This window comes from Kitasatospora sp. NPDC041988, assembly GCF_055588525.1.
In genome coordinates, this window is sequence record NZ_JBVJCO010000062.1 from 1 (window position 1) to 22684 (window position 22684).

The 22684-nt window shown below is 71.4% G+C and carries 47 protein-coding genes; 43 read left to right on the forward strand and 4 right to left on the reverse strand.

Going from position 1 to position 22684, the window contains the following annotated elements:
* Positions 1–165 precede the first annotated feature (165 nt).
* A complete protein-coding gene (locus ACZ6NC_RS37840) occupies positions 166–1428 on the reverse strand; it encodes a hypothetical protein (protein ID WP_465738428.1) in 1263 nt (420 codons plus the stop codon).
* Positions 1429–1741: 313 nt separating this feature from the next.
* Complete coding sequence (locus tag ACZ6NC_RS37845) at positions 1742–2164, reverse strand: hypothetical protein (protein ID WP_465738429.1); 423 nt, start codon at positions 2162–2164, stop codon at positions 1742–1744.
* Between the two features lie 164 nt (positions 2165–2328).
* On the opposite strand from ACZ6NC_RS37845, the gene ACZ6NC_RS37850 reads away from it, so the two are divergent.
* The 32 genes from ACZ6NC_RS37850 (at position 2329) to ACZ6NC_RS38005 (ending at position 16678) form a co-directional block, all read left to right on the forward strand.
* Positions 2329–2571: a helix-turn-helix domain-containing protein gene (locus ACZ6NC_RS37850; protein ID WP_465738430.1), complete on the forward strand. Its 243-nt coding sequence runs from the start codon at positions 2329–2331 to the stop codon at positions 2569–2571.
* A 1-nt stretch (position 2572) separates the two neighbouring features.
* Positions 2573–2812, forward strand: coding sequence for a helix-turn-helix domain-containing protein (locus ACZ6NC_RS37855; protein ID WP_465738431.1), 240 nt, complete (start codon positions 2573–2575; stop codon positions 2810–2812).
* Between the two features lie 101 nt (positions 2813–2913).
* Entirely contained in the window at positions 2914–3762 is an 849-nt protein-coding gene (locus tag ACZ6NC_RS37860) for a phage antirepressor N-terminal domain-containing protein (protein WP_465738432.1), read from the forward strand.
* Positions 3759–4133: a hypothetical protein gene (locus ACZ6NC_RS37865; protein WP_465738433.1), complete on the forward strand. Its 375-nt coding sequence runs from the start codon at positions 3759–3761 to the stop codon at positions 4131–4133. Before ACZ6NC_RS37860 ends, ACZ6NC_RS37865 begins: the two co-directional genes overlap by 4 nt.
* 14 nt (positions 4134–4147) lie before the next feature.
* The gene (locus tag ACZ6NC_RS37870; RefSeq protein WP_465738434.1) at positions 4148–4348 is read left to right on the forward strand and encodes a hypothetical protein; all 201 of its coding nucleotides are present in this window, start codon (positions 4148–4150) and stop codon (positions 4346–4348) included.
* On the forward strand, positions 4348–4671 hold the full coding sequence (locus ACZ6NC_RS37875) for a hypothetical protein (protein ID WP_465738435.1): 324 nt from the start codon (positions 4348–4350) through the stop codon (positions 4669–4671). The genes ACZ6NC_RS37870 and ACZ6NC_RS37875 overlap by 1 nt, the downstream gene beginning before the upstream one ends.
* Positions 4671–5114 carry a hypothetical protein gene (locus ACZ6NC_RS37880; RefSeq protein WP_465738436.1) on the forward strand — a complete coding sequence of 148 codons (444 nt, stop codon included), beginning with the start codon at positions 4671–4673 and terminating at the stop codon, positions 5112–5114. The genes ACZ6NC_RS37875 and ACZ6NC_RS37880 overlap by 1 nt, the downstream gene beginning before the upstream one ends.
* Positions 5114–5269 carry a hypothetical protein gene (locus ACZ6NC_RS37885; protein WP_465738437.1) on the forward strand — a complete coding sequence of 52 codons (156 nt, stop codon included), beginning with the start codon at positions 5114–5116 and terminating at the stop codon, positions 5267–5269. Before ACZ6NC_RS37880 ends, ACZ6NC_RS37885 begins: the two co-directional genes overlap by 1 nt.
* The gene (locus tag ACZ6NC_RS37890; protein ID WP_465738438.1) at positions 5266–5406 is read left to right on the forward strand and encodes a hypothetical protein; all 141 of its coding nucleotides are present in this window, start codon (positions 5266–5268) and stop codon (positions 5404–5406) included. Before ACZ6NC_RS37885 ends, ACZ6NC_RS37890 begins: the two co-directional genes overlap by 4 nt.
* Positions 5406–6293 (forward strand): PD-(D/E)XK nuclease-like domain-containing protein, encoded by an 888-nt coding sequence (locus tag ACZ6NC_RS37895; protein ID WP_465738439.1) that lies wholly within the window; start codon positions 5406–5408, stop codon positions 6291–6293. The genes ACZ6NC_RS37890 and ACZ6NC_RS37895 overlap by 1 nt, the downstream gene beginning before the upstream one ends.
* Positions 6290–7174 (forward strand): hypothetical protein, encoded by an 885-nt coding sequence (locus ACZ6NC_RS37900; protein ID WP_465738440.1) that lies wholly within the window; start codon positions 6290–6292, stop codon positions 7172–7174. Before ACZ6NC_RS37895 ends, ACZ6NC_RS37900 begins: the two co-directional genes overlap by 4 nt.
* Entirely contained in the window at positions 7171–7416 is a 246-nt protein-coding gene (locus ACZ6NC_RS37905) for a hypothetical protein (protein WP_465738441.1), read from the forward strand. Before ACZ6NC_RS37900 ends, ACZ6NC_RS37905 begins: the two co-directional genes overlap by 4 nt.
* Positions 7413–8162: an exonuclease domain-containing protein gene (locus ACZ6NC_RS37910; RefSeq protein WP_465738442.1), complete on the forward strand. Its 750-nt coding sequence runs from the start codon at positions 7413–7415 to the stop codon at positions 8160–8162. The genes ACZ6NC_RS37905 and ACZ6NC_RS37910 overlap by 4 nt, the downstream gene beginning before the upstream one ends.
* Positions 8159–8992 carry a hypothetical protein gene (locus ACZ6NC_RS37915; protein WP_465738443.1) on the forward strand — a complete coding sequence of 278 codons (834 nt, stop codon included), beginning with the start codon at positions 8159–8161 and terminating at the stop codon, positions 8990–8992. The genes ACZ6NC_RS37910 and ACZ6NC_RS37915 overlap by 4 nt, the downstream gene beginning before the upstream one ends.
* Positions 8989–9138 (forward strand): hypothetical protein, encoded by a 150-nt coding sequence (locus ACZ6NC_RS37920; protein WP_465738444.1) that lies wholly within the window; start codon positions 8989–8991, stop codon positions 9136–9138. The genes ACZ6NC_RS37915 and ACZ6NC_RS37920 overlap by 4 nt, the downstream gene beginning before the upstream one ends.
* Positions 9135–9392 carry a hypothetical protein gene (locus tag ACZ6NC_RS37925; protein ID WP_465738445.1) on the forward strand — a complete coding sequence of 86 codons (258 nt, stop codon included), beginning with the start codon at positions 9135–9137 and terminating at the stop codon, positions 9390–9392. The genes ACZ6NC_RS37920 and ACZ6NC_RS37925 overlap by 4 nt, the downstream gene beginning before the upstream one ends.
* A complete protein-coding gene (locus ACZ6NC_RS37930) occupies positions 9392–9664 on the forward strand; it encodes a hypothetical protein (protein ID WP_465738446.1) in 273 nt (90 codons plus the stop codon). The genes ACZ6NC_RS37925 and ACZ6NC_RS37930 overlap by 1 nt, the downstream gene beginning before the upstream one ends.
* 646 nt (positions 9665–10310) lie before the next feature.
* A complete protein-coding gene (locus tag ACZ6NC_RS37935) occupies positions 10311–10595 on the forward strand; it encodes a hypothetical protein (RefSeq protein WP_465738447.1) in 285 nt (94 codons plus the stop codon).
* 3 nt (positions 10596–10598) lie between these two features.
* The gene (locus ACZ6NC_RS37940) at positions 10599–11342 is read left to right on the forward strand and encodes an ATP-binding protein (protein ID WP_465738448.1); all 744 of its coding nucleotides are present in this window, start codon (positions 10599–10601) and stop codon (positions 11340–11342) included.
* An 11-nt stretch (positions 11343–11353) separates the two neighbouring features.
* Entirely contained in the window at positions 11354–11539 is a 186-nt protein-coding gene (locus ACZ6NC_RS37945) for a zinc finger domain-containing protein (RefSeq protein ID WP_465738449.1), read from the forward strand.
* 16 nt (positions 11540–11555) lie between these two features.
* Positions 11556–11846, forward strand: a complete 291-nt coding sequence (locus ACZ6NC_RS37950) for a hypothetical protein (RefSeq protein ID WP_465738450.1) — start codon at positions 11556–11558, stop codon at positions 11844–11846.
* Positions 11847–11898: 52 nt separating this feature from the next.
* Positions 11899–12297, forward strand: a complete 399-nt coding sequence (locus ACZ6NC_RS37955; RefSeq protein ID WP_465738451.1) for a hypothetical protein — start codon at positions 11899–11901, stop codon at positions 12295–12297.
* Between the two features lie 9 nt (positions 12298–12306).
* Positions 12307–12561, forward strand: coding sequence for a hypothetical protein (locus tag ACZ6NC_RS37960; RefSeq protein ID WP_465738452.1), 255 nt, complete (start codon positions 12307–12309; stop codon positions 12559–12561).
* Positions 12558–13103: a hypothetical protein gene (locus ACZ6NC_RS37965; protein WP_465738453.1), complete on the forward strand. Its 546-nt coding sequence runs from the start codon at positions 12558–12560 to the stop codon at positions 13101–13103. Before ACZ6NC_RS37960 ends, ACZ6NC_RS37965 begins: the two co-directional genes overlap by 4 nt.
* 133 nt (positions 13104–13236) lie before the next feature.
* On the forward strand, positions 13237–13668 hold the full coding sequence (locus ACZ6NC_RS37970) for a hypothetical protein (protein WP_465738454.1): 432 nt from the start codon (positions 13237–13239) through the stop codon (positions 13666–13668).
* Complete coding sequence (locus tag ACZ6NC_RS37975; RefSeq protein WP_465738455.1) at positions 13665–14303, forward strand: hypothetical protein; 639 nt, start codon at positions 13665–13667, stop codon at positions 14301–14303. Before ACZ6NC_RS37970 ends, ACZ6NC_RS37975 begins: the two co-directional genes overlap by 4 nt.
* A gap of 55 nt (positions 14304–14358) precedes the next feature.
* Positions 14359–14664: a hypothetical protein gene (locus ACZ6NC_RS37980; RefSeq protein ID WP_465738456.1), complete on the forward strand. Its 306-nt coding sequence runs from the start codon at positions 14359–14361 to the stop codon at positions 14662–14664.
* On the forward strand, positions 14661–14843 hold the full coding sequence (locus tag ACZ6NC_RS37985) for a hypothetical protein (protein ID WP_465738457.1): 183 nt from the start codon (positions 14661–14663) through the stop codon (positions 14841–14843). The genes ACZ6NC_RS37980 and ACZ6NC_RS37985 overlap by 4 nt, the downstream gene beginning before the upstream one ends.
* Positions 14840–15046, forward strand: a complete 207-nt coding sequence (locus ACZ6NC_RS37990; protein ID WP_465738458.1) for a hypothetical protein — start codon at positions 14840–14842, stop codon at positions 15044–15046. Before ACZ6NC_RS37985 ends, ACZ6NC_RS37990 begins: the two co-directional genes overlap by 4 nt.
* Positions 15043–15348 (forward strand): response regulator transcription factor, encoded by a 306-nt coding sequence (locus tag ACZ6NC_RS37995; protein ID WP_465738459.1) that lies wholly within the window; start codon positions 15043–15045, stop codon positions 15346–15348. Before ACZ6NC_RS37990 ends, ACZ6NC_RS37995 begins: the two co-directional genes overlap by 4 nt.
* Entirely contained in the window at positions 15345–15992 is a 648-nt protein-coding gene (locus ACZ6NC_RS38000; RefSeq protein ID WP_465738460.1) for a hypothetical protein, read from the forward strand. The genes ACZ6NC_RS37995 and ACZ6NC_RS38000 overlap by 4 nt, the downstream gene beginning before the upstream one ends.
* Before the next feature lie 53 nt (positions 15993–16045).
* The gene (locus ACZ6NC_RS38005) at positions 16046–16678 is read left to right on the forward strand and encodes a hypothetical protein (RefSeq protein WP_465738461.1); all 633 of its coding nucleotides are present in this window, start codon (positions 16046–16048) and stop codon (positions 16676–16678) included.
* Positions 16679–16681: 3 nt separating this feature from the next.
* Here ACZ6NC_RS38005 and ACZ6NC_RS38010 read toward each other — a convergent pair whose 3' ends face one another.
* On the reverse strand, positions 16682–16882 hold the full coding sequence (locus ACZ6NC_RS38010; protein WP_465738462.1) for a hypothetical protein: 201 nt from the start codon (positions 16880–16882) through the stop codon (positions 16682–16684).
* 115 nt (positions 16883–16997) lie between these two features.
* Between ACZ6NC_RS38010 and ACZ6NC_RS38015 the strand changes: the two genes are divergently transcribed.
* The 10 genes from ACZ6NC_RS38015 (at position 16998) to ACZ6NC_RS38060 (ending at position 21288) form a co-directional block, all read left to right on the forward strand.
* Positions 16998–17174 (forward strand): hypothetical protein, encoded by a 177-nt coding sequence (locus ACZ6NC_RS38015; RefSeq protein WP_465738463.1) that lies wholly within the window; start codon positions 16998–17000, stop codon positions 17172–17174.
* 76 nt (positions 17175–17250) lie between these two features.
* Positions 17251–18336 carry a hypothetical protein gene (locus ACZ6NC_RS38020; RefSeq protein WP_465738464.1) on the forward strand — a complete coding sequence of 362 codons (1086 nt, stop codon included), beginning with the start codon at positions 17251–17253 and terminating at the stop codon, positions 18334–18336.
* A 3-nt stretch (positions 18337–18339) separates the two neighbouring features.
* Complete coding sequence (locus ACZ6NC_RS38025) at positions 18340–18495, forward strand: hypothetical protein (RefSeq protein WP_465738465.1); 156 nt, start codon at positions 18340–18342, stop codon at positions 18493–18495.
* 2 nt (positions 18496–18497) lie between these two features.
* Complete coding sequence (locus tag ACZ6NC_RS38030; protein ID WP_465738466.1) at positions 18498–18662, forward strand: hypothetical protein; 165 nt, start codon at positions 18498–18500, stop codon at positions 18660–18662.
* Positions 18659–19351, forward strand: coding sequence for a hypothetical protein (locus ACZ6NC_RS38035; RefSeq protein ID WP_465738467.1), 693 nt, complete (start codon positions 18659–18661; stop codon positions 19349–19351). The genes ACZ6NC_RS38030 and ACZ6NC_RS38035 overlap by 4 nt, the downstream gene beginning before the upstream one ends.
* Before the next feature lie 20 nt (positions 19352–19371).
* On the forward strand, positions 19372–19779 hold the full coding sequence (locus tag ACZ6NC_RS38040; protein ID WP_465738468.1) for a hypothetical protein: 408 nt from the start codon (positions 19372–19374) through the stop codon (positions 19777–19779).
* On the forward strand, positions 19779–20519 hold the full coding sequence (locus ACZ6NC_RS38045) for a hypothetical protein (protein WP_465738469.1): 741 nt from the start codon (positions 19779–19781) through the stop codon (positions 20517–20519). Before ACZ6NC_RS38040 ends, ACZ6NC_RS38045 begins: the two co-directional genes overlap by 1 nt.
* A 145-nt stretch (positions 20520–20664) precedes the next feature.
* Complete coding sequence (locus ACZ6NC_RS38050) at positions 20665–20841, forward strand: hypothetical protein (RefSeq protein ID WP_465738470.1); 177 nt, start codon at positions 20665–20667, stop codon at positions 20839–20841.
* Between the two features lie 46 nt (positions 20842–20887).
* Entirely contained in the window at positions 20888–21052 is a 165-nt protein-coding gene (locus ACZ6NC_RS38055; protein ID WP_465738471.1) for a hypothetical protein, read from the forward strand.
* An 89-nt stretch (positions 21053–21141) separates the two neighbouring features.
* Entirely contained in the window at positions 21142–21288 is a 147-nt protein-coding gene (locus tag ACZ6NC_RS38060; protein WP_465738472.1) for a hypothetical protein, read from the forward strand.
* Positions 21289–21632: 344 nt separating this feature from the next.
* On the opposite strand, the gene ACZ6NC_RS38065 is transcribed toward ACZ6NC_RS38060, so the two are convergent.
* Positions 21633–22166, reverse strand: coding sequence for a hypothetical protein (locus ACZ6NC_RS38065; protein WP_465738473.1), 534 nt, complete (start codon positions 22164–22166; stop codon positions 21633–21635).
* Positions 22167–22370: 204 nt separating this feature from the next.
* Here ACZ6NC_RS38065 and ACZ6NC_RS38070 point away from each other — a divergent pair, with 204 nt between their 5' ends.
* Positions 22371–22649: a hypothetical protein gene (locus ACZ6NC_RS38070; protein WP_465738474.1), complete on the forward strand. Its 279-nt coding sequence runs from the start codon at positions 22371–22373 to the stop codon at positions 22647–22649.
* Positions 22650–22684 lie beyond the last annotated feature (35 nt).

Below are 22684 nucleotides of genomic sequence, written 5' to 3' on the forward strand. Positions count from 1 at the left end.
TGTCCGATTTGCCGTTCTCGCAGGTCAAGGCCGTTGACCTGCTAGAACATCAGGCCTTCGGCTGCTGCTGGGTGATGCAGTGGATGCCGCCGCCGCCCTGGCTGTGTGGTCTCTGACCAGCAGCTTAGCCAGCCAATGAAGATCGACTGGGAGCCATTTGGGAGATCAACTTGTGCGGGCCTTCTCCCAGCGTTCCTGAAGCGAATCGGCGATGCGCCGCTCCATCGTGGGCGTGACGCCAGAGTACACATCCTCGACGCCCTGCATCCGGTGCCCCATGCGCGTCTCCACGGCAACGCGCGAGTGGCTGCCGTCCTCGTCGAGCCAGCGCTTCATGGCGTGCCGGAGCCAGTGGGGGACCGCATCCTCCAAGCCGTCGATCGGCTCGATCGCCGGCCGCCGGAAGTCCGCCCGGGCTGTCCGCTCCTCCGAACCCTGGATCACCGGCTTCCAGATGTAGGTGGAGAAGTCGGTGAGGAGCAGGGGGCCGCCTGTCAACGACGGGAAAACCCACTCGCTGTCGTGGGACTCCAGCAGCTCGCTCAACAGCTTCGCCAGGAACGGGGGGAGTACGAGGTCTCGCACCGACCCGTACTTCGGCAGAATCAACTCTGGCGTCCGCTTGCCGCCTTCGGCCGGCCGCACGTACTGGTGCTGCCACTGCACACGAAGCGCCGGCATGTCCTTGTAGCGTTCCTGGGCAGCCTTCACCCTCTTCCGTTCGGCGCTCTTGCCCGCCGGGTTGTCGGGCCAACCCGGGTCAGAGGCCGGCCAATTCGGGTAGCACCACTCCCGGCGCAGGCCGTACAACTCGCCCTGGCGTAGGCCACAGTAGGCCTTCGTCAGCATGGCCACGTAGCCGGTCAGGCCCCAGACCGCGCGGGCGTTCTCGGCCACCTGCTCTACCTGCTTGGCAGTAAGCGTGGGCACCTCTTCCTGGACAGGCGGGACGTACTTCCCGCGTCGCCGGTTCACGGCTGGGATCGGTGAGATCTTCAGTAGAGGCGGCCTGTGTGCAACCGCGTCGTCGATGATCATCCGGAACAGCTGGATGACGACCGACGCGAAGTTCGCGGACAGCTCTCGCCTCGTGGTCTTCTCCCAGACCAGGTACGCGTTAGTGGTGATGTGGGACAGGGGGACATCACCCCACCGCTTGTTGAGCCGGCGGATCCGCTTGGCGTAGTTGTACTCGGAGCTGGGGGAGACGTCGATCGTCTCCAGCCACTGCTCCGCCCACTGAGCGAAGGTCATCGCGTCGCCTGCGCTGGAGTCGAACCAGTCCCCGCGGCGTACGTCGGTCTCCTGCGACTGCCAGTAGGCGTCGGCCTGAGCTCTGGTCAGGAATCCGGGTTCGGAGTCGTACTTCCCGTTGGGCAGCTTGAACCGGGCGCGCCATGTGCTGCCGCGCTTCTCAGACCAACCCATTCAGTTCCCCCCCTTGGAGAGGCCGAGCGGGCAGGCCGAGCAGGTACTGCAGTCGACGCCAAACCGTCGAAGCAGCTCGACCGCCTGTGCAGCGGTCTCGTCATCCTCTTGCGCGCGCGTGCTCACGAGCACGACAACGGTTCCATTTACTACGCCGGCCCAGGCGATGAATGAGGGTCCGAGGTCGGCGGACGTGCAGACGTGCATTGGCCCATCCCTGGTCGAGGATGGCGCCCCCAAGTGGGGCAAATCATTCCACAAAATGACTGGCCGTGACTAGCTGTTTACCGGTCCGCGTCGCCGGGTAGGGCGGTCAGTCGCTCGGCAGCAGGCCCTGACGGCGAAGCTCCTCGATCGCCCGCTCCTGCAGTGCCTGAATCTGAGCGCCGGTCAGGTTGGGCGCAGTCGCGATCGTCGCATTCTGGATCGCTTGCCTCAGGTTGTCCTCCCGGATCGGCGGCCGTGAGAACCGGGCGCCCTTGGTGACCTCAGCCGGCATCGGGCTGAATGTTGGGTCGTCAAGGACGCGGAAGGACGTGCCAACGGCCCAGCCGAGCACCTCGTCCACGCGTGAGTACGTGGTGTCCCGGACGGATTGCCCCTCTTCAACGCGCGTCCAGGTGGTGTTGGACATGGGTGCGCGTCGCGCGCACTCGTCCTTGGAGAGGCGAAGCTCGGTGCGCCGGAGCTGGACCAGCTCGGCGAGTCGATGCAGGTCGGCAGCTTGTCGAGGCATGACACACATCATGACAGGACCGGCTAGTCACCGTAAGGACGGACTGCAACTGGGCCGGTTATCGCCTACAACCTGGCATATGCAGGTACGAGATACTGCGACTCGCGACAGGGTTCTACGAGAAGCTGCTAGGCAAAGCTACGAGAAGCTGCTAGGTTCAAGTCATGCCCCAGCGATCCACTGTCGAAGTTGACGGCCCAGCTATCCGCAGGATTCGGAAGCTTGCTGGCCTGGACATGAGCACGCTCGCCGGCCAGGCCGGCATCACCGCCAACTACCTCAGCCGCATCGAAACGGGCACGCGCCGCAGGGTCCGGCCGAGCGTCTACGCCGCTCTCCGTCTTCAACTGGGCGCTTCTGACGACGAGATCCTCGCCCCGGGCGAGGCACGTAAGCAGAGGACGTGACATGGCGACCGCCATCTCGCCCCACCCCCCGGTCGTTGACCGAGGGAGGTTCTACAACCCCACCGAGGCCGCCGAGTGCCTGCGAATCAGCGAGCGCGCGATCCGTGACGGAATCAACCACCAGGGCTGGCCCCACAGCCGGATCGGCCGCCGCCTGGTGCTTTCCGGCGACGACCTGTTCGAGATCTACGGCCTGTATCGGGCTCCCGTGGTGGCTCCGCGCCGACGGCGCGCCGCCTGATCTTCCCCCGGCATGGGTCGGGCCCCCACCCGGTGGCACCCGGACGAAGGCCCTCGGCCCACCACCAAGCACCTGTACGACACAACCGAAAGGTGGCGACCTTGAGTCCCATCATGCCGCAGAAGGTCGTGACGATCGACCTCTCCGCCGGCCGACTCCACACCGTGGACGTCGACGGCACGCCCTACATCGTGCTCCGCCCGGCCGTTGAGGCGCTCGGGCTGAGCTACGCCGCACAGTTCCGCAAGCTCCAGGGCCGGTCGTGGGCCTGCGTTGCTCAGAAGGCAACGCAGATGCCGGGCGACGACCAGGAGCGCATGGTCACCGTGGTGACCGTCGAGACGTTCCTGATGCTGCTGGCCACCGTGCACGAGGCGCGTGTCTCCGAGCAGATCAAGCCGATGCTGGTGGCCTTCCAGCGCGAGTCCACCGAGGCGCTGAGGAACTACTGGACGCGGGGCGGAGCGGTGAACGGGCGCGCCTCGGTCGAGCAGGTGGTCGCGCTGCGGGCCGAGTTGGACGACGTGGAGCGTGCCTCCGTCGCCAGGGCCCGGCTGGACGTGATGGCGGTAGCGAAGGCCGCCGGCCTGGTGAACCCGTCGTACATCGAGAGCATGGCTCGGCACGAGCTGGCCCGGATGACGGGCCAGGAGCCGGAGTTGGACCCGCAGGACATCACGATCACCTGTGACGAGTACCTCGCGGAGCGGGGCGTCACCAAGGCGGACCTGGCCTCTGCCCGGTCGCGGCTCGGGAAGACCGTGGCGGCCCTGTACCGGGCGCGGTACGGCAAAGACCCGCAGAAGATCACGCGTCCGATCCACGGCGTGCACCGCGAGGTGGCGGTGTACACGCACCGGGACATCGACCTGTTCCACACCGCGTGGGCCGAGGTCGGGCGGCGGTATGACGTGCAGGGCGACCTGACCGCGATCGGCGGTGCGGCGTGAGCGCGGCGCTGAGCGAGGAGTACCTCGACGAGCTGCGGGCCGCGTACGCGGGCGTCGACTCGGCGGAGGCCAGGGCCATCGTCGGTTTGCTCGACGAGGTCGACGCCTTGGACGACGCGCTGCATGCCTCGGAGAACGAGGTGGAGTGGCTGCGGCGCAAGGTCGGAGTCGCGCCGGATGAGATCGCGCGGCTGCGGGGGCTGGTGGAGCCGAAGGCGCTGTCGGCCTCGCTGTCGAGGACGGCGTCCGGGAAGTGGGCGGTGCGCTGGCGCGAGGACGGCAAGCAGTTGTCTCGAACGTTCGATCGGCGGGCTCACGCGGATCAGTTCCGTGCGGAGATGCGTGGCCGCTGGATGGGCGGTGTCCGATGAGTGCTCCGCGGGTGATGTCGCTGCAGGAGGCCGATGCGGCGGGCCTGTTGGAGGGTCCGGTGCGTCGGGCCCGCGAGGTGCAGGCCACGGCGGACGCGTTGATGCGCGGCCCGGGTCCGTTCTTGTCGGCGCCGGAGGCGGCGGCGGTGTTCGGTCGGATGCAGGCCACGATCAGCGAGTTGCTGTTCCGCCTGACGGGCGAGGTGGCGGCGTGATGGACACGGTGACGGATTTGGCGTCGGTCGAGGTCGTGTCGGACGTCGTGATCGACGGTGAGCAGCTGTGGGTGTCGCCGGGGCTGAACAAGCACGGCCGGTACTGGGCGCTGCTGACGCCGGCGGATGTGCCCGCGGGTGTGGTGACGGAGCACGCGGACGGTACGGCGGACGTGGTGGTTGGGACGGTGATGTGGCCGGCGGTGTCGGTGCAGGCGGCCGCCCAGCGCGCGGTGGCGGTGCTGCGGGGCGCGTTCCCGTGCCCGTGTGGCTGCGGCCGGTCCTTCCGTGAGCACACCCCGATCGCGAAGGGCGGTGCCTGATGGCTGACTTCGAGAACCCGGTGGCCCGGCGGGCGGTCCGCAAGCTGGCCGAGCAGTACGGGGCCCCGCTGGCCCGGAGCGTCGTCTCCCTGTTGGACGGGGAGGGTCTGCTCGCGCAGGTCGCGACGCGGATCAACGGGGCGTTCCCGGTGTGGGTGCGGCGTCGGCCGGTGGGTGTGGAGCTGGATGTGACGCCGCTGGTGTCGGCTCTGCTGGTCGGCCTCGCCGGCGAGGCGGCGGGGGACCCGGAGGGTGTCGGCCAGGAGTTGGCGGACCTGTACGCGGCGTCGGGGCCGGAGCGTGACGCGCTGGTCGAGGGGCTGCTGGAGCGGCTGGGCGGCACGACGATGCTGCTCGCCACCGCGGACGCCCGGCAGTTGGCGGAGCGGCTGCTGCTGGCGGCTGGCCCGGGTATCCCGGGGCAGCGGCGGGAGGTGGCGTGATGGACGTCTTCTTCCTGATCGCCTCCGGGGTCCTGGCGGTGCTGCTGGTGGTGGGTGAGGTGATGGCCCGCCGCCGGGTGCGTCCGGTGAAGGCGTCCGACGTCAGCGATGTGGCTGTGCGGTACCTCGCCCAGCGGCGGGAGGACCGGCTGTGACCCGCCGTCTCCGTGCCTTGGCCGCCCTGCGGGTCCGCCGCATCGCCTGGCCCTACCCGGCCCTGGAGCTCGTCCGCCCGGACGGCTCGGGCTGGCTGATCTGCCCCCTCACCGTCGACTTCCACCCGGAGGACTGATGACCATCACCTCGCCGGCCGGGGCCGTGAAGGCCCCGGCGGCCGGGCCGATCATCGACCGGCCCGGCGTCTACGAGATGACCAACGAGCAGTACCACGCCGACCCGGTGCCGGGCGGCAGCCTCTCCTCGACCGGGGCTCGCCGGCTGCTGGCCCCGTCGTGCCCGGCGCTGTTCCAGCACGAGCGGGTCAACGGCCGGGCGCCGAAGAGGGTGTTCGACTTCGGGACCGCCGCGCACATGCAGGTGCTCGGTGCTGGCCCGGAGTTGGTCCGGATCGACGCGGACGAGTGGCGGACCAGCGCGATCAAGGCCGAGGTGACCGAGGTCCGTGAGAGGGGCGCGATCCCGCTGAAGCCCGCCGAGTGGGCGCAGGTCCACGCGATGGCGGAGGCGATCCGCCAGCACCCCGTGGCATCCCGCTTGTTCGCCCCGGGCTCGGGCATGCCGGAGCAGTCGCTGTTCTGGGTGGACCAGGCCACGGGGGTGTGGCGGCGGTGCCGTCCGGACTGGCTGCCGTACCCGACGGGCGGCCGGCTGATCGTGCCGGACTACAAGACCACGGTGTCCGCCGACCCGCGGTCGATCGAGCGGTCGGTCTACGACTACGGCTACTACCAGCAGGACCCCTGGTACGTCGACGGGGTCCGGGCGGTGCTGGGCGTGGACGAGGTCGTCATGGTGTTCGTCTTCCAGGAGAAGACCGCCCCGTACTTGATCTCCGTGGTGCAGCTGGACCCGGTCGCGATCCGTGCCGGACGCCGCCGCAACCGCGAGGCCCTGGCCACGTACCAGGCGTGCACCGCCTCCGGGCAGTGGCCCGGCTACTCCGACCGCGTCGAGATCGTCTCCCTGCCCGCCTGGGCCGAGAAGGAGTCTTCGAAGTGAGCAACCCCATCGAGCAGTACATGCCGCAGGCGCCGGCCCGGATCGGGCAGGGCACGGCGGTGGAGCAGTCCCGCGCGGTGGCCGAGGTGCAGGCCGCGATCGTCGTCGCCCAGCAGTGCCCCCGCAACGTGCAGGCCGCCGTCGCCGAGATGCGCCAGTCGTGCCAGCAGAAGGGCCTCGCCGAGCGGGCGTTCTTCCGCTACTCCCGCGGCGGGTCCACCGTGTCGGGACCGTCGGTGCACCTGGCCCGTGAGCTGGCCCGCTGCTGGGGCAACATCCAGTACGGCCTCGCCGAGCTCCGCCGCGACGATGAGTACGGCGAGTCCGAGATGCAGGCCTTCGCGTGGGACGTCCAGACCAACGCCCGCTCGTCGCAGGTGTTCATCGTCCCTCACAAGCGGGACGTGAAGGGCGGGCCGAAGAAGCTCGTTGACCTTCGCGACATCTACGAGAACAACGCCAACAACGGCGCCCGGCGCCTCCGCGAGGCGATCTTCTCGGTCCTGCCCGCCTGGTTCGTCGAGGAGGCCAAGGACATCTGCACCCGGACCATCACCAGCGGTGGTGGCAAGCCGCTGCCGCAGCGCATCGCCGACGCGGTCCGGATGTTCGAGGGCATGGGGGTGACCGTCGACCGGATCGAGGCCAAGCTCGGCCGGGCGAGCGGGAAGTGGACGGAGTTCGATGTCGCCCAGCTCGGGGTGACGTACAAGTCGGTGCAGCGCGGTGAGGTCACCCTCGACGAGGAGTTCCCGGCCGACCGGGTGACCGCCGCGGAGATCACCAAGCTCCCCTCGCCACAGCCCGTCGGGACGACCGACGCCACCGTCGAGCAGGCCACCGAGAGGCCGCAGGTCGCGCAGCCTGGGGGTGCCGAGTGACCCGCCGTCTGATCCGTCACGAGCCGATCGCGGAGGGCCTGCGGGCCGTGCCGGGGGCTTGGGGCCTGGTTGGGGATTACGTGTGGCGGCGTGCCGCCCTCGGTGTCGCCCACAAGATCCACACCGGGTCGTACCCGGCCTACCAGCCGGCCGGAGCCTACGAGGTCGAGATCCGGTACGACGCGCAGGGCGACGCCCTGGTGTACGCCCGCTACGTCGGCGCGACGGAGGTGGCGGCATGAACACCTGGTTCGAGGGGCCGCTGGCCGCGTTCGACACCGAGACGTCCGGCCTGGACGTCGAGCAGGACCGCATCGTCAGCTCCACCGTGCTGGGCATCCGTGCCCAGCATGGCCGGTGGGCGGAGGACGACGAGGGCCGCTGGACGCCGACCCGGCTGTCCTGGCTGGCCGACCCCGGGGTGGAGATCCCGGAGGCGGCGAGCCGGGTGCACGGCATCACGACGGAGGTGGCACGGGCGAAGGGCTGGCCGGCCGCCAAGGTGATCCAGGGCATCGGGATCGCGCTCGCCGAGCACGTCGCCGCGGGCACGCCGGTCGTCATCATGAACGCCCCGTACGACCTGTCGCTGCTGGACCGGGAGCTCTGGCGGCACGGACTGCCGACGCTCGCCGAGCAGGCTGGCGCCGAGCCGGTCGTCATCGACCCGTTGGTCCTGGACCGGCACGTCGACCGGTACCGGCCCGGCCGCCGCAACCTCGGCTCGCTGTGCCTGCACTACGGGGTGCCGCTGACGGCGGCGCACGACGCGGCGGCGGACGCCCTCGCGGCGGCCCGGGTCGCGGTCGAGATCGGCATGCGCTACCCCGCGGTCGGCCGGCTCGCCCCGGCCGAGTTGCACCGGCTGCAGGCCGAGTGGGCGCCGCAGCAGGCAGCCCGGTACGAGGCGTACCGGCAGCGCACCGACGCGACGGTGACCGTCAACCGGCACTGGCCGCTCATCCCCCGGCAGGAGGTGGCATCGTGACCCGGGCGGCCATCCCCGCCGAGGCGTTCGAGCACGGTGACCCCCGCCGGTACTGGCGGGGATGCCGATGCGAGGACTGCACGCACGCTGCCAGCCGGCGAGCCAGCCAGAGCAAGTACCTGCGCCAAACCGGCCGCGGAACGCTCTGCAGCCCCGCCAAGGCGGCGTCCCACATCCAGCGTCTCCGCCTGTCCGGCATGAACGACGTCGAGATCCGGGGCGCCGCTCGGATCAGCCCGACCACGCTCCAGCGCATCATCGCCCAGCGCGGGGACATCCAGCGGGCCATCGAACAGAAGGTCCTCGCCGTCCCCCCGACTCGGCGGGGCCGGGTCGCCAGCCACGCCCGCGTGGACGCCACTGGGTCGAGCCGGCGCCTGCGTGCGCTGGTGGTCGCGGGATGGCCGGCTTCGGTACTGGCTGAGCGGATGGGGGCGGAGGAGAAGCTCGTGTACCGGCTGCTGCACATGGAGGGCGGAGAGATCAGGCTCTGCACCAAGAGCCGGGTATCCGCGCTGTTCGCCGAGCTGTGGGGTGAGAAGCCCGAGGCGTCCGGGGTGTGGGCGGTGTCCGCGAGGCGGGTTCGTGCGAACGCCTACCGCCGCGGGTGGCACCCGGCCGGGGCCTGGGACAACATCGACGACCCTGCCGAACAGCCCCAGTACGGGGAGCACACGGCCCGGGTCGAAGCGATCGTCGAGGACACCGCCGAGCTCGCCCGGCAGGGCCTCTCCCGCGACGCGATCGCTGACCGGCTGGGCATCACGTGGAACGCGGTCACGGTGGCCCACTCCCGGACCGGCACGCCCACTCCCCAGCCCGCCGCATGACGTGCGATCAGTGGCTGCCCGCGGAGGACCGCTACTGCGGGCGGCCCGCCCGGCGCTACCCGGCCGGCCACCGCCGCTGCCCCGACCACACCCCCGCCCGCGAGAACGGGCGCCCCGAACCACCAGACCCGGAGGAGAAGCGATGAGCGAGACGCCCGTCGAGGAGACCTGCCAGCTCTGCAGCCAGACCCGTGTGCTCTTCACCTACGAGGACCAGGAGGTCTTCGACTGGGGCTTCGGCGACACGGCCATCTACGAGTTCTGCGCCCGGTGCTGGGAGAAGGCCGACACCGCAGACGAGAACGACAACCCGCTCGACCTGCCGTACCTGGTCAGCATGGCGAAGCGCTACTCCGCCGCCATGCTCCGCACCTCCGAGTTGGCGAAGGCTGCGTCCTGATGCGCGCCTTCTACCGCGGCTACCACAACGGGTCGGAGCGTCGCGCCAGCCAGGTCCGTCGTCTGCACATCATGCGCGAGGACGGCAAGTACCCGGGGCGCCAGGCCTACTGCGGGACGGGGGGCTACGACGTCACCCACTCCACGACAGTCCTGATCGACCCGCTGCCGGCCACACCTCCCAAGGGCTTGTCATGGTGCGGCGCCTGCGTCGGCAGGGCCGCCGAACGGACCGGCCAGCTCGACACCTGGGCCGCACAGCTCGCGGCCTGACCCGCCTGACCTCCCGGGGCGGGGCGTCCGCACCCCCGCCCCGGGACACCAACCACCCTCCCGTACCACCGAGAAGAGGCAACGCGTGACCCTCGACGCCATGTACTGGGTGTGGCTGCACTCCCAGTCGAAGGGGACCGGCCGGCACTGCCTGCTCGCGGTCGCCAACAAGGCGCCCGGGGAGGACTGCACAGCCGGGGTGAGCACCTCGGAGTTCATGCAGTGGTCAAACGCGGCGAAGTCGTCGGTTGTGGCGGCAGTGGACAAGCTGCTGGAGTCGGGCGAGTTGAAGATCGTCCGTCCGGCGTCGGGAAGCCGGTCCGCGACCTACCAGATGCCGTTGGCGGTGGGCTTCAAGCGGCCCCAGCGTGGCGCTGTTGGTCCGGAAACCGGACCAACAGAGGAAGGCTCTTGGTCCGGAAACCGGACCCCTAGCGATAACTCTTGGTCCGGAAACCGGACCGAGCCCAATGAGCCTCTTGGTCCGGAAACCGGACCCCAGGGGTACGGAAACCGGACCCATAAGGGTCCGGAAACCGGACCCCTCTACCAACCCACTCTCCCCAAGGGGGAGAGAGCGATCGACACGGGCGACGGCTTCCCCGACTTCGCCCGACCGCTCACCGACCAACTCACCCTCGCCGGAGTGGTTGTCCGCTGGCCGTTCAACACCGGCGAGTGGTTCAAGCTCGACGCCGCGATCAAGAAGTCCGGGGTCCCTGCCCTCGTTGAGTACGCCCGACGCGTCTGGGACCGGCAGCACGGCGGCATCGATTCCGCCCGCTACTTCCTCAACGGCTGGTGCCAACTCCCGCCCCTGCCCGCCGCAGACGCCGAGCGCCCCCCGCTCCGCGCAGTCACCGGCGGCAACTCCCAGGGCTGGCAGCCCTACAGCAACCCCGACCCCTCCGTGTACAAGAACGGCTGGTAACCCATGGAACCCCAGCGCCTCGGCAGCATCGACAGCACTGCCGCCCTCCAGGCCCGCCTCAGCCGCCTCGGCATCCCGCTGCCCGACCGCAGCCCGTACGACAACACCCCCGAGCCGGGCCAGCCCGGCCACCCCGAGTTCCACCACCGCGTCCGCGCCGAGTTCGCCCTCGCCCGCTGGACCACCGTCGTACCCCGCCGCTATGCCAACGCCCGAATCGTCACCGACCCCACCGTCGCCGCCTGGGCCCAGCAGGTCGCCACCAACCCGGCCGACGCCCGGTCCCTCCTCCTCACCGGTACCACCGGCACCGGCAAAACCCACCAGGCATGGTCCGCCCTCCGAATGATCGCCGAGGCCGGCCCGGCCCGGTACGAGCTGATCGCCACCACCGCCGCCGACATGTACGGCCGCCTCCGCCCCGGCGGCTCCCAGGCCGGCACCGAACACGAGCTCAACCGCCTCACCCGCGTCCCGCTCCTGCTGCTCGACGACCTCGGCTCCGCCAAAGCCTCCGAGTGGGTCGAGGAGATCACCTACCGGCTCATCAACGAGCGGTACAACACCTGCAAGCCGACGATCTTCACCTCGAACTACCCCGGCCAGGCGCCCCGCGACCGGGACGGCAACGTCCTCGGCCCCGGCCTCGACATCATCCTCGGCGAACGCATCGTCAGCCGCCTCATGGAGATGACTGAGGTCGTCGCCATGGCCGGAGACGACCGCCGCCGCCGACGCGCCGCCTGATGGGCGCCCCGATGCCCGAGGGCCTTCGCCGCCACCGCACCCGCCCGCCCGAATGGGCCATCCCCTGCCCCGTCCCCGGCTGCCGCGCCAAGACCGGCACCCCCTGCCGGACCCCCACCGGCCGCCCCATCGCCGGCGGCAGCCACCCGTCCCGCCTCGACGCCTGGCTCGTCCACACCACCCGCCCCGCCGCCTGACCACCTGGAGACCCCGATGAACCCCATCGACATCCGTGACCTCGCCCTCAACCTCAACAACCTGATCGCAGGGCTCGACAGCCACCGCACCCGCGGCCCCCTCCTCGTCACCCGCGACGGCGAACCCGAAGCCGTGATCATCCGGCACAAGGCCTACGCGCCCCGGCTGCACCACTTCACCCAGACCGCGGGTGGCGACCTGGTCTGCCGGCTGTGCGACCCCGCCAGGGTGATCGTCTCCTGCGCCGCAGATCTGGGTGTCGCCGTCGAGGCGGCCAACGCCCACTGGCGCGACACCCACCGATGAGCCAGCCCCGCCGCTCACTGACCCGCCCCGCCGCCTGAACCCGGAGACCGACATGACCACCGCCTTCGTCATCCGAGGCACCACCCGCTACCACGCCGACGCCGCCTGCCCCGCCCTCGACACCGCCCGCCTCAACCACGGCGGCGCCGTCCTCCAGACCACCGACACCACCGGCCACACGCCGTGCCTCGTGTGCGTCGACACCGGCCGCACCGAGTGGACCGTCACCCCGGACACGCTCTGGGAGCTGCTGGAGCTCGTCGGTCCGTCCAAGCCGCACTGGGCGCCGCTTCCCGCGGGCTCGGCCCTCGCCGTCAGCACGCAGGTCGACGGTCTCACCGTCCTCGCCCACCGCCGACAGGCCCGCCCCGTCGCCCGCTACGGCGACACCATCACCCGTCAGCCCGACGGCTCCTGGACCGTCCAGCCGGCCGCCGCCCCGTCTGCCTGAGGACCCGACATGACCCAGCCCAACCTGACCGCCGAGCAGTGGAACCAGCGCTACCCGATCGGCACGCCCGTGATCGCCTACCCCGGCGTCCGCCCCGAGTACGCCGCCCAGATCGGGATGACCGACTACCCGCGGCTGGAGACCCGCACCCGCAGCCGCGCCTGGAACCTCGGCCACGGCGAGCCGGTCGTCGCCGTCGACGGCTATGCGGGCGGCATCTCCCTGGAGCACATCGACCTCCGCACCGAGGAGACCAGCCGATGAACCAGCCCCAGCCCGCCGAGCCCCTCGACCTCGACGCCATCCAGGCCCGCTGCGACGCCGCCACCCCCGGCCCGTGGGAAGTTCGCTCGCACGAACACGGTGCCTCCGGCTGTCGCTGCCTCTCCTGCTACGAGCCCGCCGTCGGTTGGACCGTCGACCACCCGCAGGCCCTGCACTGCGACGACCTGGTGGCCAAGAACCCGACCGGTCTCAACGAGTTCCGGCGCCCCCTCACCTCGTGCAGCGAAGGCCCGCTGCTCAGCTACGAGGACGCCGCGTTTGCTGCCGCCGCCCGCACCGACGTGCCGGCCCTCCTCGCCCGGGTCCGGGAACTGGAGGCCGAGCGCGCCCTGTACGTCGGCGTCGAGCCCACCGTCGCCGAGGAGATGGCCGAGCTCAGCCGCCGCCTCGACGCCGTCGACGCGGTCGTCGAGCGGTGGAACGAGCACTGCATCGGACCGCAGACCCGCTTCCTCCTCGCCGACATCACCGCCGCCGTCGACGGCGAGCCCGCCCCCAGCGGCCCGCAGACGCCCGCCTGACAGCCCCACAGTGCGGCACCGGACCACGAGGCCACCGCCCGCCCGCGAGGCCGCCATCCGCCCGCACAGCCCCCGCGCCGGACCGGTCCAACCCCGAACCGCGCGCGCCACACACCCACCACGGAGACCCGCCATGGCCAACCACCCCGACGCCGCCGAACTCATCGCCGCCGAGATCGAGTTCCGTGCCGCCGTCGACCGCGTCCAGCGCACCCCGCTGCCCGTCCGTGACCCCGCCGCCGAGCTGATCACCCCGAGCCTCGACGACATGGCCGCCAACCCCGGCGGCACCCAGACCCTGTACCGCGTCACCTACCAGCGCGTCGGCCGCCGAGGAGGCCGCGACGGTTCCACTCCGCCGGCGCCGCTCACCGCGTGGGCCGTCAACGCCGACCACCTCGCCGAGCTGATCCTCAAGGACGTCAGCCCCTACCTGCTCTCCCAGGACATCGACGTCGACGTCGACCTGGAGACCGGCCGCGGCCGGCTCGTCGTCGGCTTCAACAACGGCGGCGCCTTCGCGATCGAGCAGCTGGCCGTCGCCGCCGCCGGTGGTGCCCGGTGACCGACACCCCGCCGCCTCTCGCCGCTCGCATCGCCGAGGCTCTGCTCGCAGCCGCGTACCCCTGCGACGGCACCGACTGCCGTGCCACCGAGGACGAGTGCGAGGCCGCCCACCCCGTCCGCCAGCCCGCGCCGTGGCGGTGGGTCGTCCGGATCGAGGGCAGCCCCGAGGGCCTGGCCGCCGCTGTGCTGCCCGCGGTGCAGGCCGAGCTGGACCAGCTCATGACCGCGCTGGAGGTCGTCACCGCTCAGCACGCGAAGGCCGTCACCGCCCGGGACAAGGCTCAGCAGCGCGCCAAGACCGCCCACGACATCGCGGCTGCGGAGCGGGAGGTGTTCCAGACGACGATCCGCGACCTCGGAGGCAAACCCGTCGAAGTCCAGAACCTCTACGCCCAACTCAGGTCCCGCACCCGCCAGTGGGCGCAGGCGAAGGCCGAGATCCTGCAACTCGGCAGCGAGCTGGACGCCCGCGACGCCGAGATCACCCGGCTCCGCGCCGAGCTGAACGCCGCCCACCAGGACGCCGCCGAGGCCGCCGTCATCGGCATCCGCTTCGCCACCGCCTGGAAGTCCGCACGCCGCCGCGCCCGGCTCTGCGGCCGTCTCCTCGCCGCCCGCACCCCGACCAGCTGACACCACCGTCCCGCCGCCGCCCACCCCGGGCGGCGGCCCCACCGAGGAGACCATCGTGCCGAACCGCAAGCCCACCCCCGAGCGCGCCTACGAGGCGTACGGCGCCGTCACCAGCTTCCGCAACTACCAGGGCAACCCCATGCCCGCCTGGGCCGACCTCCCCCCGATCATCCGAGGCGCCTGGGCCAACGCCGCAGCCTGCGCGATGAGCGACACCATCACCGAACTCGCCGAGCGCATGGCCGAGCTGGACGGGCCGCTGCCGGTCGACGACACCAGTGACGTCGACCAGATCCGAGACGCGCTCTGCCAGCTCCTCAGCGACGACGAGGTGCTCGGCCAGGACGGCGGCCAGCAATGACCGCCCGCATCGTCCTCGCACTGTGCGGACCCGGATCGGTCCTCAGCATCTGGTGGATGTGCCGCATCAACCAGCGCCCCACCCCGGCCGGCCCGTACCTGCCGCCGCCCATCACCGAGCAGTACATCGCCGAGCAGATCGCCGTCCTCGAATGGAACTGGAAGGAGCCGCAGCCGTGAGCCGCGAGCACGCGCCTCGTCCCGGCGCCACCTGGGAGACCCGCCTCGTCCGCCGCGAGGTCGTCGTCACCGACCCCGAGGGTCCATGGGGCGGCCCGACCCAGGTCACCCCGTGGACCGGCGACCCGCAGCCCGCCCCGCCCCGCCCGAACCGCGCCGCCCGCCGAGCCGCAGCCCGCGCCCAGAGGAAGGCCAGCCGGTGACCTTCAACGCCCAACCCGGCCAACCCCTCACCCCCGGCGAGATCGACGCCCTCCGCCTCGCCGGCGCCGGCTACACCAGCCAGCAGACCGCCAGCCGCCTCGGCCTCTCCCGCGAGGCCGTCCTCACCCGTACCGCCTCCGCCCGCACCAAGCTCGGCGCCCGCAGCACCACCCACGCCGTCGTCCTCGCCCACACCACCGGCCAGCTCCACCTCGACTGCGAGTCGGCCGGCATCACCCGCGCCCTCGAAGCCGCCGCACGACTCGCCGCCGCCCACCCCAAGCCCAGGAGCGCCGCATGATCCCCGAGCAGGAGACCTACCAGCAGCAACTCGCTCGGATGCGGGACGACGCGATCGCCCGCGCCACGAGAGCCGAGACCGACCTGCGCGCCGCCGCGGACGAGCTCGCCGCGTGGCGCCGGCAGGGCCGCCGCGCCGACCGCTACCGCGCCGCATGGCAGTCCGCCCGTCGCCGGGCTGCCGAGACCACCGCCGCCCTCGACATCACCCTCGACGAGAGCGCCCTGTCCGCAGCGCTGCACGCCGCCCACGTGGACCTCTCCGCAGCCGAGGCCGCGCTTGCCCTGCTCCACCAGGGCGAGGAGCCGTATGAGGACGAGCGCCTCGTCCCCACCCCCGCACAGTGGATCTGGCAGTGGAACCGGGCCACCCCGGAGCGGCGGCTGGAGATGGCCGCGCTCGTCCTCGAACTCCAGCCCCGGTTGAACACGTGCCAGTTTGAGCACGCGGGACTCCGGCAGCGGGCTGAGCAGGCCGAGGCCCGCATCGCCGCCATGCGGGCGCTCCACCAGCCCCGAGACCACGGCGGCTGGCAGGTCTGCACCGGATGCTCCCGGCCCGGCCACGTCACCGCCGCCTGGCCATGCGAGACGATCGCCGCCCTCGACGGGGCCACCACCAGCACGTCGACACCGGCCCACTGACCCGCCCGCAACACCCGCTCCCGCCCCTGCAACACCCGCACAGGAGACCGGACATGCTCCCCGCCCCGCACCTCGACCGCCTCCGCACCCAGCTCCAGCAGATGCCGGAGCTCATCACCCTCGCGCACCTCGCACTGCTGCCCAGCTCCGGCCGGCGTGGGGCCCGCGTCTCCGGCGCCACCCGCACCGCCCCCCTCCCGTGCCGCGTCGACGTGCTCTCTCTGATCGGCCCCACCGCCAGCACCGTCCACGACCCGCACGGCGACCAGGACGACACCCCCGGCCTCGGCCTTCTCGCCGAGTGGGCCCGTGCCGTCCTCGACGACCGGCAGCGCGCCAACGACTGGACGGCCTGGATCTGCCCGGCCGGCTACGACTGGGAGGTCACTGTCTCCCGCGCGGTGAAGGTGTTGCTGCTGCACCTCGACTGGGCCGCTGGCCGCCTGTACGCCCGGGACCTGGCCGACGAGATCGGCCTCCTGCACAGCCACCTCAACCGGGCATGCGGCCAGCCGATAGCGCCGCCGGCCCGGCGCATGGTCTGCCCCACCTGCAACCTGATGACCGTCACCATCCGCGAAGACGGCATGCGCGAGTGCTCCACCCTCGACTGCCGCGCCGTCCGCAGCGAGCAGGAGTACGCCGACCGCGTCGAACAGGTGATCGCCGTGCTCGCCGCGGCATGACCATCAGTCGCCCGCCGGCTCCGTCCTCGCCGGCGGGCGCTCTGGCAGCTTTGCCCCAGGCCGACGCAGATACCAGGCGACCAGATCCCGGATGACCTGCGCCCGGTTCCGCGTGCCGGCCCGGGTGCCGAGGTCGTCCCAGTCGTCGTCACCGATGCGGACGACGCGGTTCGTGGTGTGACTGTCCTTCGCGCGGCTGACCATGGCGCCAGGGTAGGGCGCGCATATGCATACGTCGACTACCTGCGCAGATCAGCAACTCGGCATGCATATGCACGAAGGGGTTGCCGTGCATATGCACATCAGCTACCTTGTGCATATGCACACCGCCGACGAGAAGCCGGCCAGTACCGGCATGCCCGCCCCGCCCGAGACCAAGCGCGTCATCGGCGGCATCACCCTCTACGGGCCCCAGCTCACCAAGCTCCGCCAGGCCACGGCCGCCGGCGCCAGCCGCTCCGCCGTCCTCCGCCAGCTCATCGACCAGTACCTCTGACCCGACAACAGAACGGGCCCAGGCATGGGGATCGCAGCCCCAGCCCAGGCCCTTGACCACAGGAGATAGAGCTCCCATGGCCCACCAGAACAGTACCTTCCGGCGCGCCCAGCAGGTACAGCACGAACGCCTCGTCCCGCACACCATCAACGGCGTCACCGAGATGGTCACCGAGCGGTACACCACCGCCGTACCCATCCCGCCCCGCGACTGGGACCGGCTCGTCCGCGGCGCCGTCACCGGAGCAACCGCCCTCACCGTCACGGGCGCGATCGCCTGGTCCACCGCCAGCATCGGCGACCTCCTCGCCAAGGCCGTCCACCCCGCCATCGCCTACGGCGCCGCCGCGGTCTTCGACCTCGGCTGGGTCTCCTGCATGGCCCTGGAGTGGCTGAGCCGCTACGACCACCGCAGGGCCACGCTCCCGCGCCGCGCCGGCTATGTCGCCCTTGTGATCGCCATGGCGGCCGTCTGCACCCACGGCATCCTCCGGGTCGGCCAGGACTCACTCACCGCCGGCATCGCCGTCGGCATCATCGGAGCCCTCGTCTCAGCCCTCGCCAAGGGCATGTGGACCATGACGATGAAGCACTTCGGCGTCGAGATCGACGACCGCTCGCAGCAGTGGGCTGACGCACAGCGCTCCGCCGCTCACGCCCGCCTCGGCCTCGCGTCCATCCAGCGTGAGCTGGCCCGCGTCGAGGGCGCCACCGCCAATATGCGCGCCGCCTACGAGCTGCCCACCGCCGAGCCGTCCCCGAGCGACTACGACAGCGCCATCGCCGAGGCCCGCCGCATCATGCCCAACGCCACAGACGACCAGCTCACCGCCCAGTTGATGGCAGCAGGACTGGTCACCTCACCGGTCACATCGGCGCCCCCGCAGGATGACCACTACGGTGACCACCTGCCTGACCACCACCATGACCGCGAGATGGCCACCGTGCCGGCCAAGCGGGCAGTACGCGAGGTGGTCACCGCGGTGGTAACCCCGCCGACCATCATGACCCCGCGGCAGCGGCTCGCAGCAGCCCGCCGTCTCGACGCCGCTGCCCGCAAAGGGAAGCCCTCGCGACCGGTCACCATCGGCGAACTGCAGGACCAGCTTGGCCTGTCCCGGCGCGAGGCGACCGACCTCCGTCACGCCGTCATCGGCGACTAGTTCATGGCCGCCGCCCTGCTGTGGTGGGCGGTCCCCGCCGCGCTCGCCTACGCCGGCCTGTACCGCGCCGCGGACCACACCGCCCGCCATGCCCTGCGCCTCACCGGCGCCGCCGCCCTCTGGGCCACCACCCTCACCATCGTCATCACCTGGAGATAGCCATGGGCCTCTGGTCCAAGCTCACCGGAAGCCAGACCTCCGACACCGCCCCTGTCGGCCGGACGCCGGCCGAGCGCCGCCGCCGCGAACGCGAGATCCGCAACATCGACGCCCGCACCAAGGCCTGGGAGCGTCAGTGCGCCAGCCCCCGCAAGGGGGAGCGGTGACCACCCTCCCTCCCCCGCCACCGAAGTACGCGCCGACCGCCGGCCTTTCCACCACCTGGTGGTCCCAGACCGCCGTTGCCGTCTGGACCCCGGAGAACCTCGCCGCCGCCGACCGGGCCCAGCAGCGCACCGTCGAGGCGCTCGACCGGCTGAGCCTGACCATCACCGAGACCCCGGAGGAGCGGCGTCAGCGACTGGACGCCGAGGAGGACGCCGGGATCGACGCGGCCCGGATCGCCGCCGGTCAGGAGCCGGAGACTCCCCGCGAACGCGCGCAGCGCCACAAGAAGCGGGACCGCGCGCGCCAGCGCCGGGCCGAGCGCTACGCGTCGATGCTGCACAAGGTCGGCTCCGACGAGCGTGTCCGCCGCTTCCGGCGCTGGTGCGTCCTCACCGCCCTCTCGGCCAGCGCCGGTTACTCGGTCGGCATCGTCCAGTGGGCCAACACCCAGGGGATCGGCGCGTACGTCGTGCTGGCCGGCGGGTGGGCGCTCGACCTGTGGATGCGGCGCGATGCCAACGGCCACCTGACCCGGGTGTCCGAGGTCCGCGGCAAGGTCCGCGTGCCCGTCCTGGTCCTGGTGCGCGTGCCGGTCGCCTCCGCTCTCGCCGCCGTGTGCAAGCTCGCGCCCCTGCTCGCTCTGACCGGCCCCCTGTTCAACCACCTGATCAACAGCATCTTCAGCTGACACCGAAGGAGTTCACCACCATGTTCGGAGCCATCGGGTCCGGCGGCATGATCCTGCTGATCGTCGTTGCCCTGTTCGTACACAAGAAGGGCGGCGGCAAGCTCAAGCCCGTGAAGGACCACCACGTCATCTACTGGGGCGCCGCGCTCGGGCTGCTCTCCGCCGGAGCAGGGCAGGCGCTGGCCCAGCTCAGCACCGTGGCCACGACGATCAACCAGACGGTCAGCCAGCAGTCCGGGACCGTCGGCCCGATCGGCGCCGGCGCGGTCGCCCTGATCCTGCTCCTGATCGGATTCGGGACCGCCCCGAAGATGACCAAGGATTTGATCGTCGGCGTCGCGCTGCCCGGCGCACTCTCAGCCGCCGGGGGACTGCTCGCCATCCCGGTGACCGTCCTCGCCTCCCTGCTGCACGGGTTCGGTGCCTGATGCGAGAACTACTAGAGGGCGTCAACCTGGCCACATTCGCCGCCGGGAACCGCCGGATCATCAAGGCCGTCAAGGCCCGCACCACCACCCCCGAGCCGGACCCGTGCGGACACCCGGACCACGAGAAGAACCCCGCCCACGCGGAGCACTGCCCCAGCCACCCCGAGCCGAAGGCCGAGGGCGCCGAGCACCCGTTCCTCACGTGGGCAAAGCGGGCCGGCGGGACGGTCACCGCGCTCGTGCTGCTCTGGCCGATCGTGGGGAAGTGGATCCCGACCGTGGCCAGCGGGAGCGTCGCCCTGTGGGTGATCGCCGCACTGATCGCCGGCCAGGCCGACCCCACCCCGGAGACGGCCGAGCAGGCCCCCGCCGACAGCGCCAACACCAATGCCGACAGCGCCCCGACGGACGACGCCGACGAGTGGATCCAGGACTCCCCGCCCGAGGCAGTCCTGTGGGCCCTCATCCGACACACCGCCGCCCTCACCAAGCAGGGCACCGCAGCCCACCTCCAGGCAGTCCTCGACGAGGCCCGCCGGCGAGGCGAGATGACCGACTGGACGGTCTCCGATCTGGCCGAGGAACTGGCCTCCTACGGGGTGCCGGTGGTGGAGCAGAAGAAGCTCACGATCAGGGGCCGCCAGTACAACCGGAGCGCGGTCCTCCTCGCGGCCCTTCCCGAGACCGACCCGGCGCCCTTCCCCGCGATCGTCCAGCCGGCCGCGTCGAGCGCCGCGTGAGCCCGCTCCCCGAGGCCTCCCGCGCCCCACCCCGAAGGCAGCCAGTAGGCGGTAGGAACCGCAGGTCAGAGCACGCCTACCGCCCCACCTACCCACTCCCTACCGGGCCAACTACCCACCCCGCCTACCGACCAGGAGACCCCAAATGACCAAGACCGAAGCCATCGCCAGCGCCGCCCGCGAGGTCCTCGCCCACGGCGGACCCGACTGCCTCACCGACCCGCACATCGCCCTCCGCGCCATGGACGACGCGATGGCCCTTGGTGCCACCGAAGACGACATCAAGGCCGAGATGCGCCGCCAGCGCGAGGCCAGCCAGTGAGCCACACCTGCCACCCCGCCGACCGCTAACCGAGAGGACCACCGCCATGACCATCGACCAGCAGCTCGCCGCCGCCGAGGCCCGGATCACCGAGCTCCAGCACGCCCTCCTCGACGCCGCCAACGACCCGGAGAAGCGCCGGAAGGTGGCCGACCAGCTCAAGACCGCTCGCGGCCAGGTCGCCGACTTGTACGACCGCCTGGCGGCCTGACCTCGCCCCGGGGCGGCCGCACCGCCTGCCAGCAAGCCGGCCGCCCCGGGCCCTCCACCCACCGCACAGCAGCAGAGGAGACCGCCATCATGGCCTACGCCGACGGACCCGCACAGACCCCGACACCGCAGCCGACGTCGACGCCCGAGCCCCGCGTCGTCGAACGCGGCGCCGGCGCCAGCTACTGGTTCACCCCCGAACCCGCCCCGCAGCCCCAGACCGAACCCAGCCGCTAACCAACCCGCCCCAGGAGCTACCCGGGGGTGGCGGCGACGGGAACAGCAAGCTGACTCGTAGGCCGCCACAGGGCCGAACAACACGCCGAGGCTTGCCCCGTGACTCGGACACTGCCAGGGTTGGCACATCCCGGTTCACACCGGGCCCCACAAGCCGCTGACAGCACGCCTGTCAGCCACAGAGGTCCCGCTAACCGAAGCACACGGCCACGAGCGCCTGTAGGCGCCGTGAACATTGGTGAATGGGCCGAGCCTAACGAGGGCGCTAAGCCGTGACGGCCTCTCGTTTTCTCTTCCCGAAGGCCCCGCGTGACAGCGCGGGGCCTTCGCGCGCGCCCCGGACATCAGCCCAGTGTCGCCTGCAGCCCGGCACCCCGCGCCTCCGCAGCCGTCAACGTCAACTTCCCACGGTGGCTGACCTCCACCTGGTAGAACGCCTGGCCGGCCGGCACCGCGGTCACGAGAACCGTGAACTGGCATGCGAGCACCGGGTTCGAGTGGCCCTCCATCAGAGCGCCGGTCGCAATCACCTTGCCGCCTGCGTCGTACACGGTGACGGCCGCACCTTCCCGGATGTCGGTGTACCCGCCGCGCCCCGAGCACTGGCTGCCCACCGCGATCCAGTTCCCGGCGGCGAGAGTCATCGTCCCGGACAGGGTGAACGAACCCGCCGACGGCGACGCCGACCCGCTCGCCGCCACCGCGGCAGGCCCGCCATCGGAACTATCCGCAGCCCACAGTGCGCCTACCGTGCCAGCCCCGACGGCCAGACCACACACCCCGGCCAGCGCTACCGGCCGCCATCCCCGCCGCCCTGGCGCATCGGCACCCGCGAGTACCGTCGGCTTTTCCGCCCCGCTCACCGTCTCCTCAGACATGCCCGGAAGCCTCCCACCCACTGCCCATCCGCACTGCCTATTGCACTGGATCGTGACCCGGCCGAGGCCTCACGAAGTAGCCGCTTGCGGAGTGATCGCCTCCCGTCGTAACCTGCGATGCAGCAGGTAGCCCCTGCCCAGAAACGCCCCGAAGGCCCCGTCAGCATCGCTGCGGGGCCTTCGTGCTGCCCGGGGAGGTCCACGGTGCCCGTCTACCCGAACCCCCCGCTCGACCAGATTCGGGCCTGCGACATCGCCGACCGCGCCGGCACCGCCGCCGCGTTCGGCGTCTCCGAGTCCACGGTGAAGCGCTGGGTGTTCGAGGGCCTGATCGAGGCCCTGCCGATACCCGGCGGACCGCACCTCTACCACCTGCCCACCGCCGCCCGCGCCGAACTGCACACCTGGCAGCACGGTGCCGACCGGCCCGCCCGCGGCGGACGGCGTACAGGCTGGCGCCCCGGACAGCAGGCAGCCGCCTGACCACCCACCAGGGGACCCAGTTGAGCACCCCCGAC

Bases quoted from the DNA above. Each gene is read 5' to 3' on its own strand.
- ACZ6NC_RS37870 (WP_465738434.1), top strand. From the start codon at position 4,148: ATGTCGCTGCAGGAGGCCGATGCGGCGGGCCTGTTGGAGGGTCCGGTG.
- ACZ6NC_RS38000 (WP_465738460.1), top strand. From the start codon at position 15,345: ATGATCCCCGAGCAGGAGACCTACCAGCAGCAACTCGCTCGGATGCGG.
- ACZ6NC_RS38030 (WP_465738466.1), top strand. From the start codon at position 18,498: ATGGGCCTCTGGTCCAAGCTCACCGGAAGCCAGACCTCCGACACCGCC.
- ACZ6NC_RS38065 (WP_465738473.1), bottom strand. From the start codon at position 22,166: ATGTCTGAGGAGACGGTGAGCGGGGCGGAAAAGCCGACGGTACTCGCG.
- ACZ6NC_RS37875 (WP_465738435.1), top strand. From the start codon at position 4,348: ATGGACACGGTGACGGATTTGGCGTCGGTCGAGGTCGTGTCGGACGTC.
- ACZ6NC_RS37880 (WP_465738436.1), top strand. From the start codon at position 4,671: ATGGCTGACTTCGAGAACCCGGTGGCCCGGCGGGCGGTCCGCAAGCTG.
- ACZ6NC_RS38015 (WP_465738463.1), top strand. From the start codon at position 16,998: ATGCACACCGCCGACGAGAAGCCGGCCAGTACCGGCATGCCCGCCCCG.
- ACZ6NC_RS37965 (WP_465738453.1), top strand. From the start codon at position 12,558: ATGAACCAGCCCCAGCCCGCCGAGCCCCTCGACCTCGACGCCATCCAG.
- ACZ6NC_RS38040 (WP_465738468.1), top strand. From the start codon at position 19,372: ATGTTCGGAGCCATCGGGTCCGGCGGCATGATCCTGCTGATCGTCGTT.
- ACZ6NC_RS38025 (WP_465738465.1), top strand. From the start codon at position 18,340: ATGGCCGCCGCCCTGCTGTGGTGGGCGGTCCCCGCCGCGCTCGCCTAC.
- ACZ6NC_RS37840 (WP_465738428.1), bottom strand. From the start codon at position 1,428: ATGGGTTGGTCTGAGAAGCGCGGCAGCACATGGCGCGCCCGGTTCAAG.
- ACZ6NC_RS38050 (WP_465738470.1), top strand. From the start codon at position 20,665: ATGACCAAGACCGAAGCCATCGCCAGCGCCGCCCGCGAGGTCCTCGCC.
- ACZ6NC_RS37855 (WP_465738431.1), top strand. From the start codon at position 2,573: ATGGCGACCGCCATCTCGCCCCACCCCCCGGTCGTTGACCGAGGGAGG.
- ACZ6NC_RS37920 (WP_465738444.1), top strand. From the start codon at position 8,989: ATGACGTGCGATCAGTGGCTGCCCGCGGAGGACCGCTACTGCGGGCGG.
- ACZ6NC_RS37940 (WP_465738448.1), top strand. From the start codon at position 10,599: ATGGAACCCCAGCGCCTCGGCAGCATCGACAGCACTGCCGCCCTCCAG.
- ACZ6NC_RS37985 (WP_465738457.1), top strand. From the start codon at position 14,661: ATGACCGCCCGCATCGTCCTCGCACTGTGCGGACCCGGATCGGTCCTC.
- ACZ6NC_RS38020 (WP_465738464.1), top strand. From the start codon at position 17,251: ATGGCCCACCAGAACAGTACCTTCCGGCGCGCCCAGCAGGTACAGCAC.
- ACZ6NC_RS37845 (WP_465738429.1), bottom strand. From the start codon at position 2,164: ATGCCTCGACAAGCTGCCGACCTGCATCGACTCGCCGAGCTGGTCCAG.
- ACZ6NC_RS37930 (WP_465738446.1), top strand. From the start codon at position 9,392: ATGCGCGCCTTCTACCGCGGCTACCACAACGGGTCGGAGCGTCGCGCC.
- ACZ6NC_RS38060 (WP_465738472.1), top strand. From the start codon at position 21,142: ATGGCCTACGCCGACGGACCCGCACAGACCCCGACACCGCAGCCGACG.
- ACZ6NC_RS37970 (WP_465738454.1), top strand. From the start codon at position 13,237: ATGGCCAACCACCCCGACGCCGCCGAACTCATCGCCGCCGAGATCGAG.
- ACZ6NC_RS37955 (WP_465738451.1), top strand. From the start codon at position 11,899: ATGACCACCGCCTTCGTCATCCGAGGCACCACCCGCTACCACGCCGAC.
- ACZ6NC_RS37885 (WP_465738437.1), top strand. From the start codon at position 5,114: ATGGACGTCTTCTTCCTGATCGCCTCCGGGGTCCTGGCGGTGCTGCTG.
- ACZ6NC_RS37945 (WP_465738449.1), top strand. From the start codon at position 11,354: ATGCCCGAGGGCCTTCGCCGCCACCGCACCCGCCCGCCCGAATGGGCC.
- ACZ6NC_RS37950 (WP_465738450.1), top strand. From the start codon at position 11,556: ATGAACCCCATCGACATCCGTGACCTCGCCCTCAACCTCAACAACCTG.
- ACZ6NC_RS37960 (WP_465738452.1), top strand. From the start codon at position 12,307: ATGACCCAGCCCAACCTGACCGCCGAGCAGTGGAACCAGCGCTACCCG.
- ACZ6NC_RS38055 (WP_465738471.1), top strand. From the start codon at position 20,888: ATGACCATCGACCAGCAGCTCGCCGCCGCCGAGGCCCGGATCACCGAG.
- ACZ6NC_RS38005 (WP_465738461.1), top strand. From the start codon at position 16,046: ATGCTCCCCGCCCCGCACCTCGACCGCCTCCGCACCCAGCTCCAGCAG.
- ACZ6NC_RS38045 (WP_465738469.1), top strand. From the start codon at position 19,779: ATGCGAGAACTACTAGAGGGCGTCAACCTGGCCACATTCGCCGCCGGG.
- ACZ6NC_RS37850 (WP_465738430.1), top strand. From the start codon at position 2,329: ATGCCCCAGCGATCCACTGTCGAAGTTGACGGCCCAGCTATCCGCAGG.
- ACZ6NC_RS37895 (WP_465738439.1), top strand. From the start codon at position 5,406: ATGACCATCACCTCGCCGGCCGGGGCCGTGAAGGCCCCGGCGGCCGGG.
- ACZ6NC_RS37925 (WP_465738445.1), top strand. From the start codon at position 9,135: ATGAGCGAGACGCCCGTCGAGGAGACCTGCCAGCTCTGCAGCCAGACC.
- ACZ6NC_RS38010 (WP_465738462.1), bottom strand. From the start codon at position 16,882: ATGGTCAGCCGCGCGAAGGACAGTCACACCACGAACCGCGTCGTCCGC.
- ACZ6NC_RS37910 (WP_465738442.1), top strand. From the start codon at position 7,413: ATGAACACCTGGTTCGAGGGGCCGCTGGCCGCGTTCGACACCGAGACG.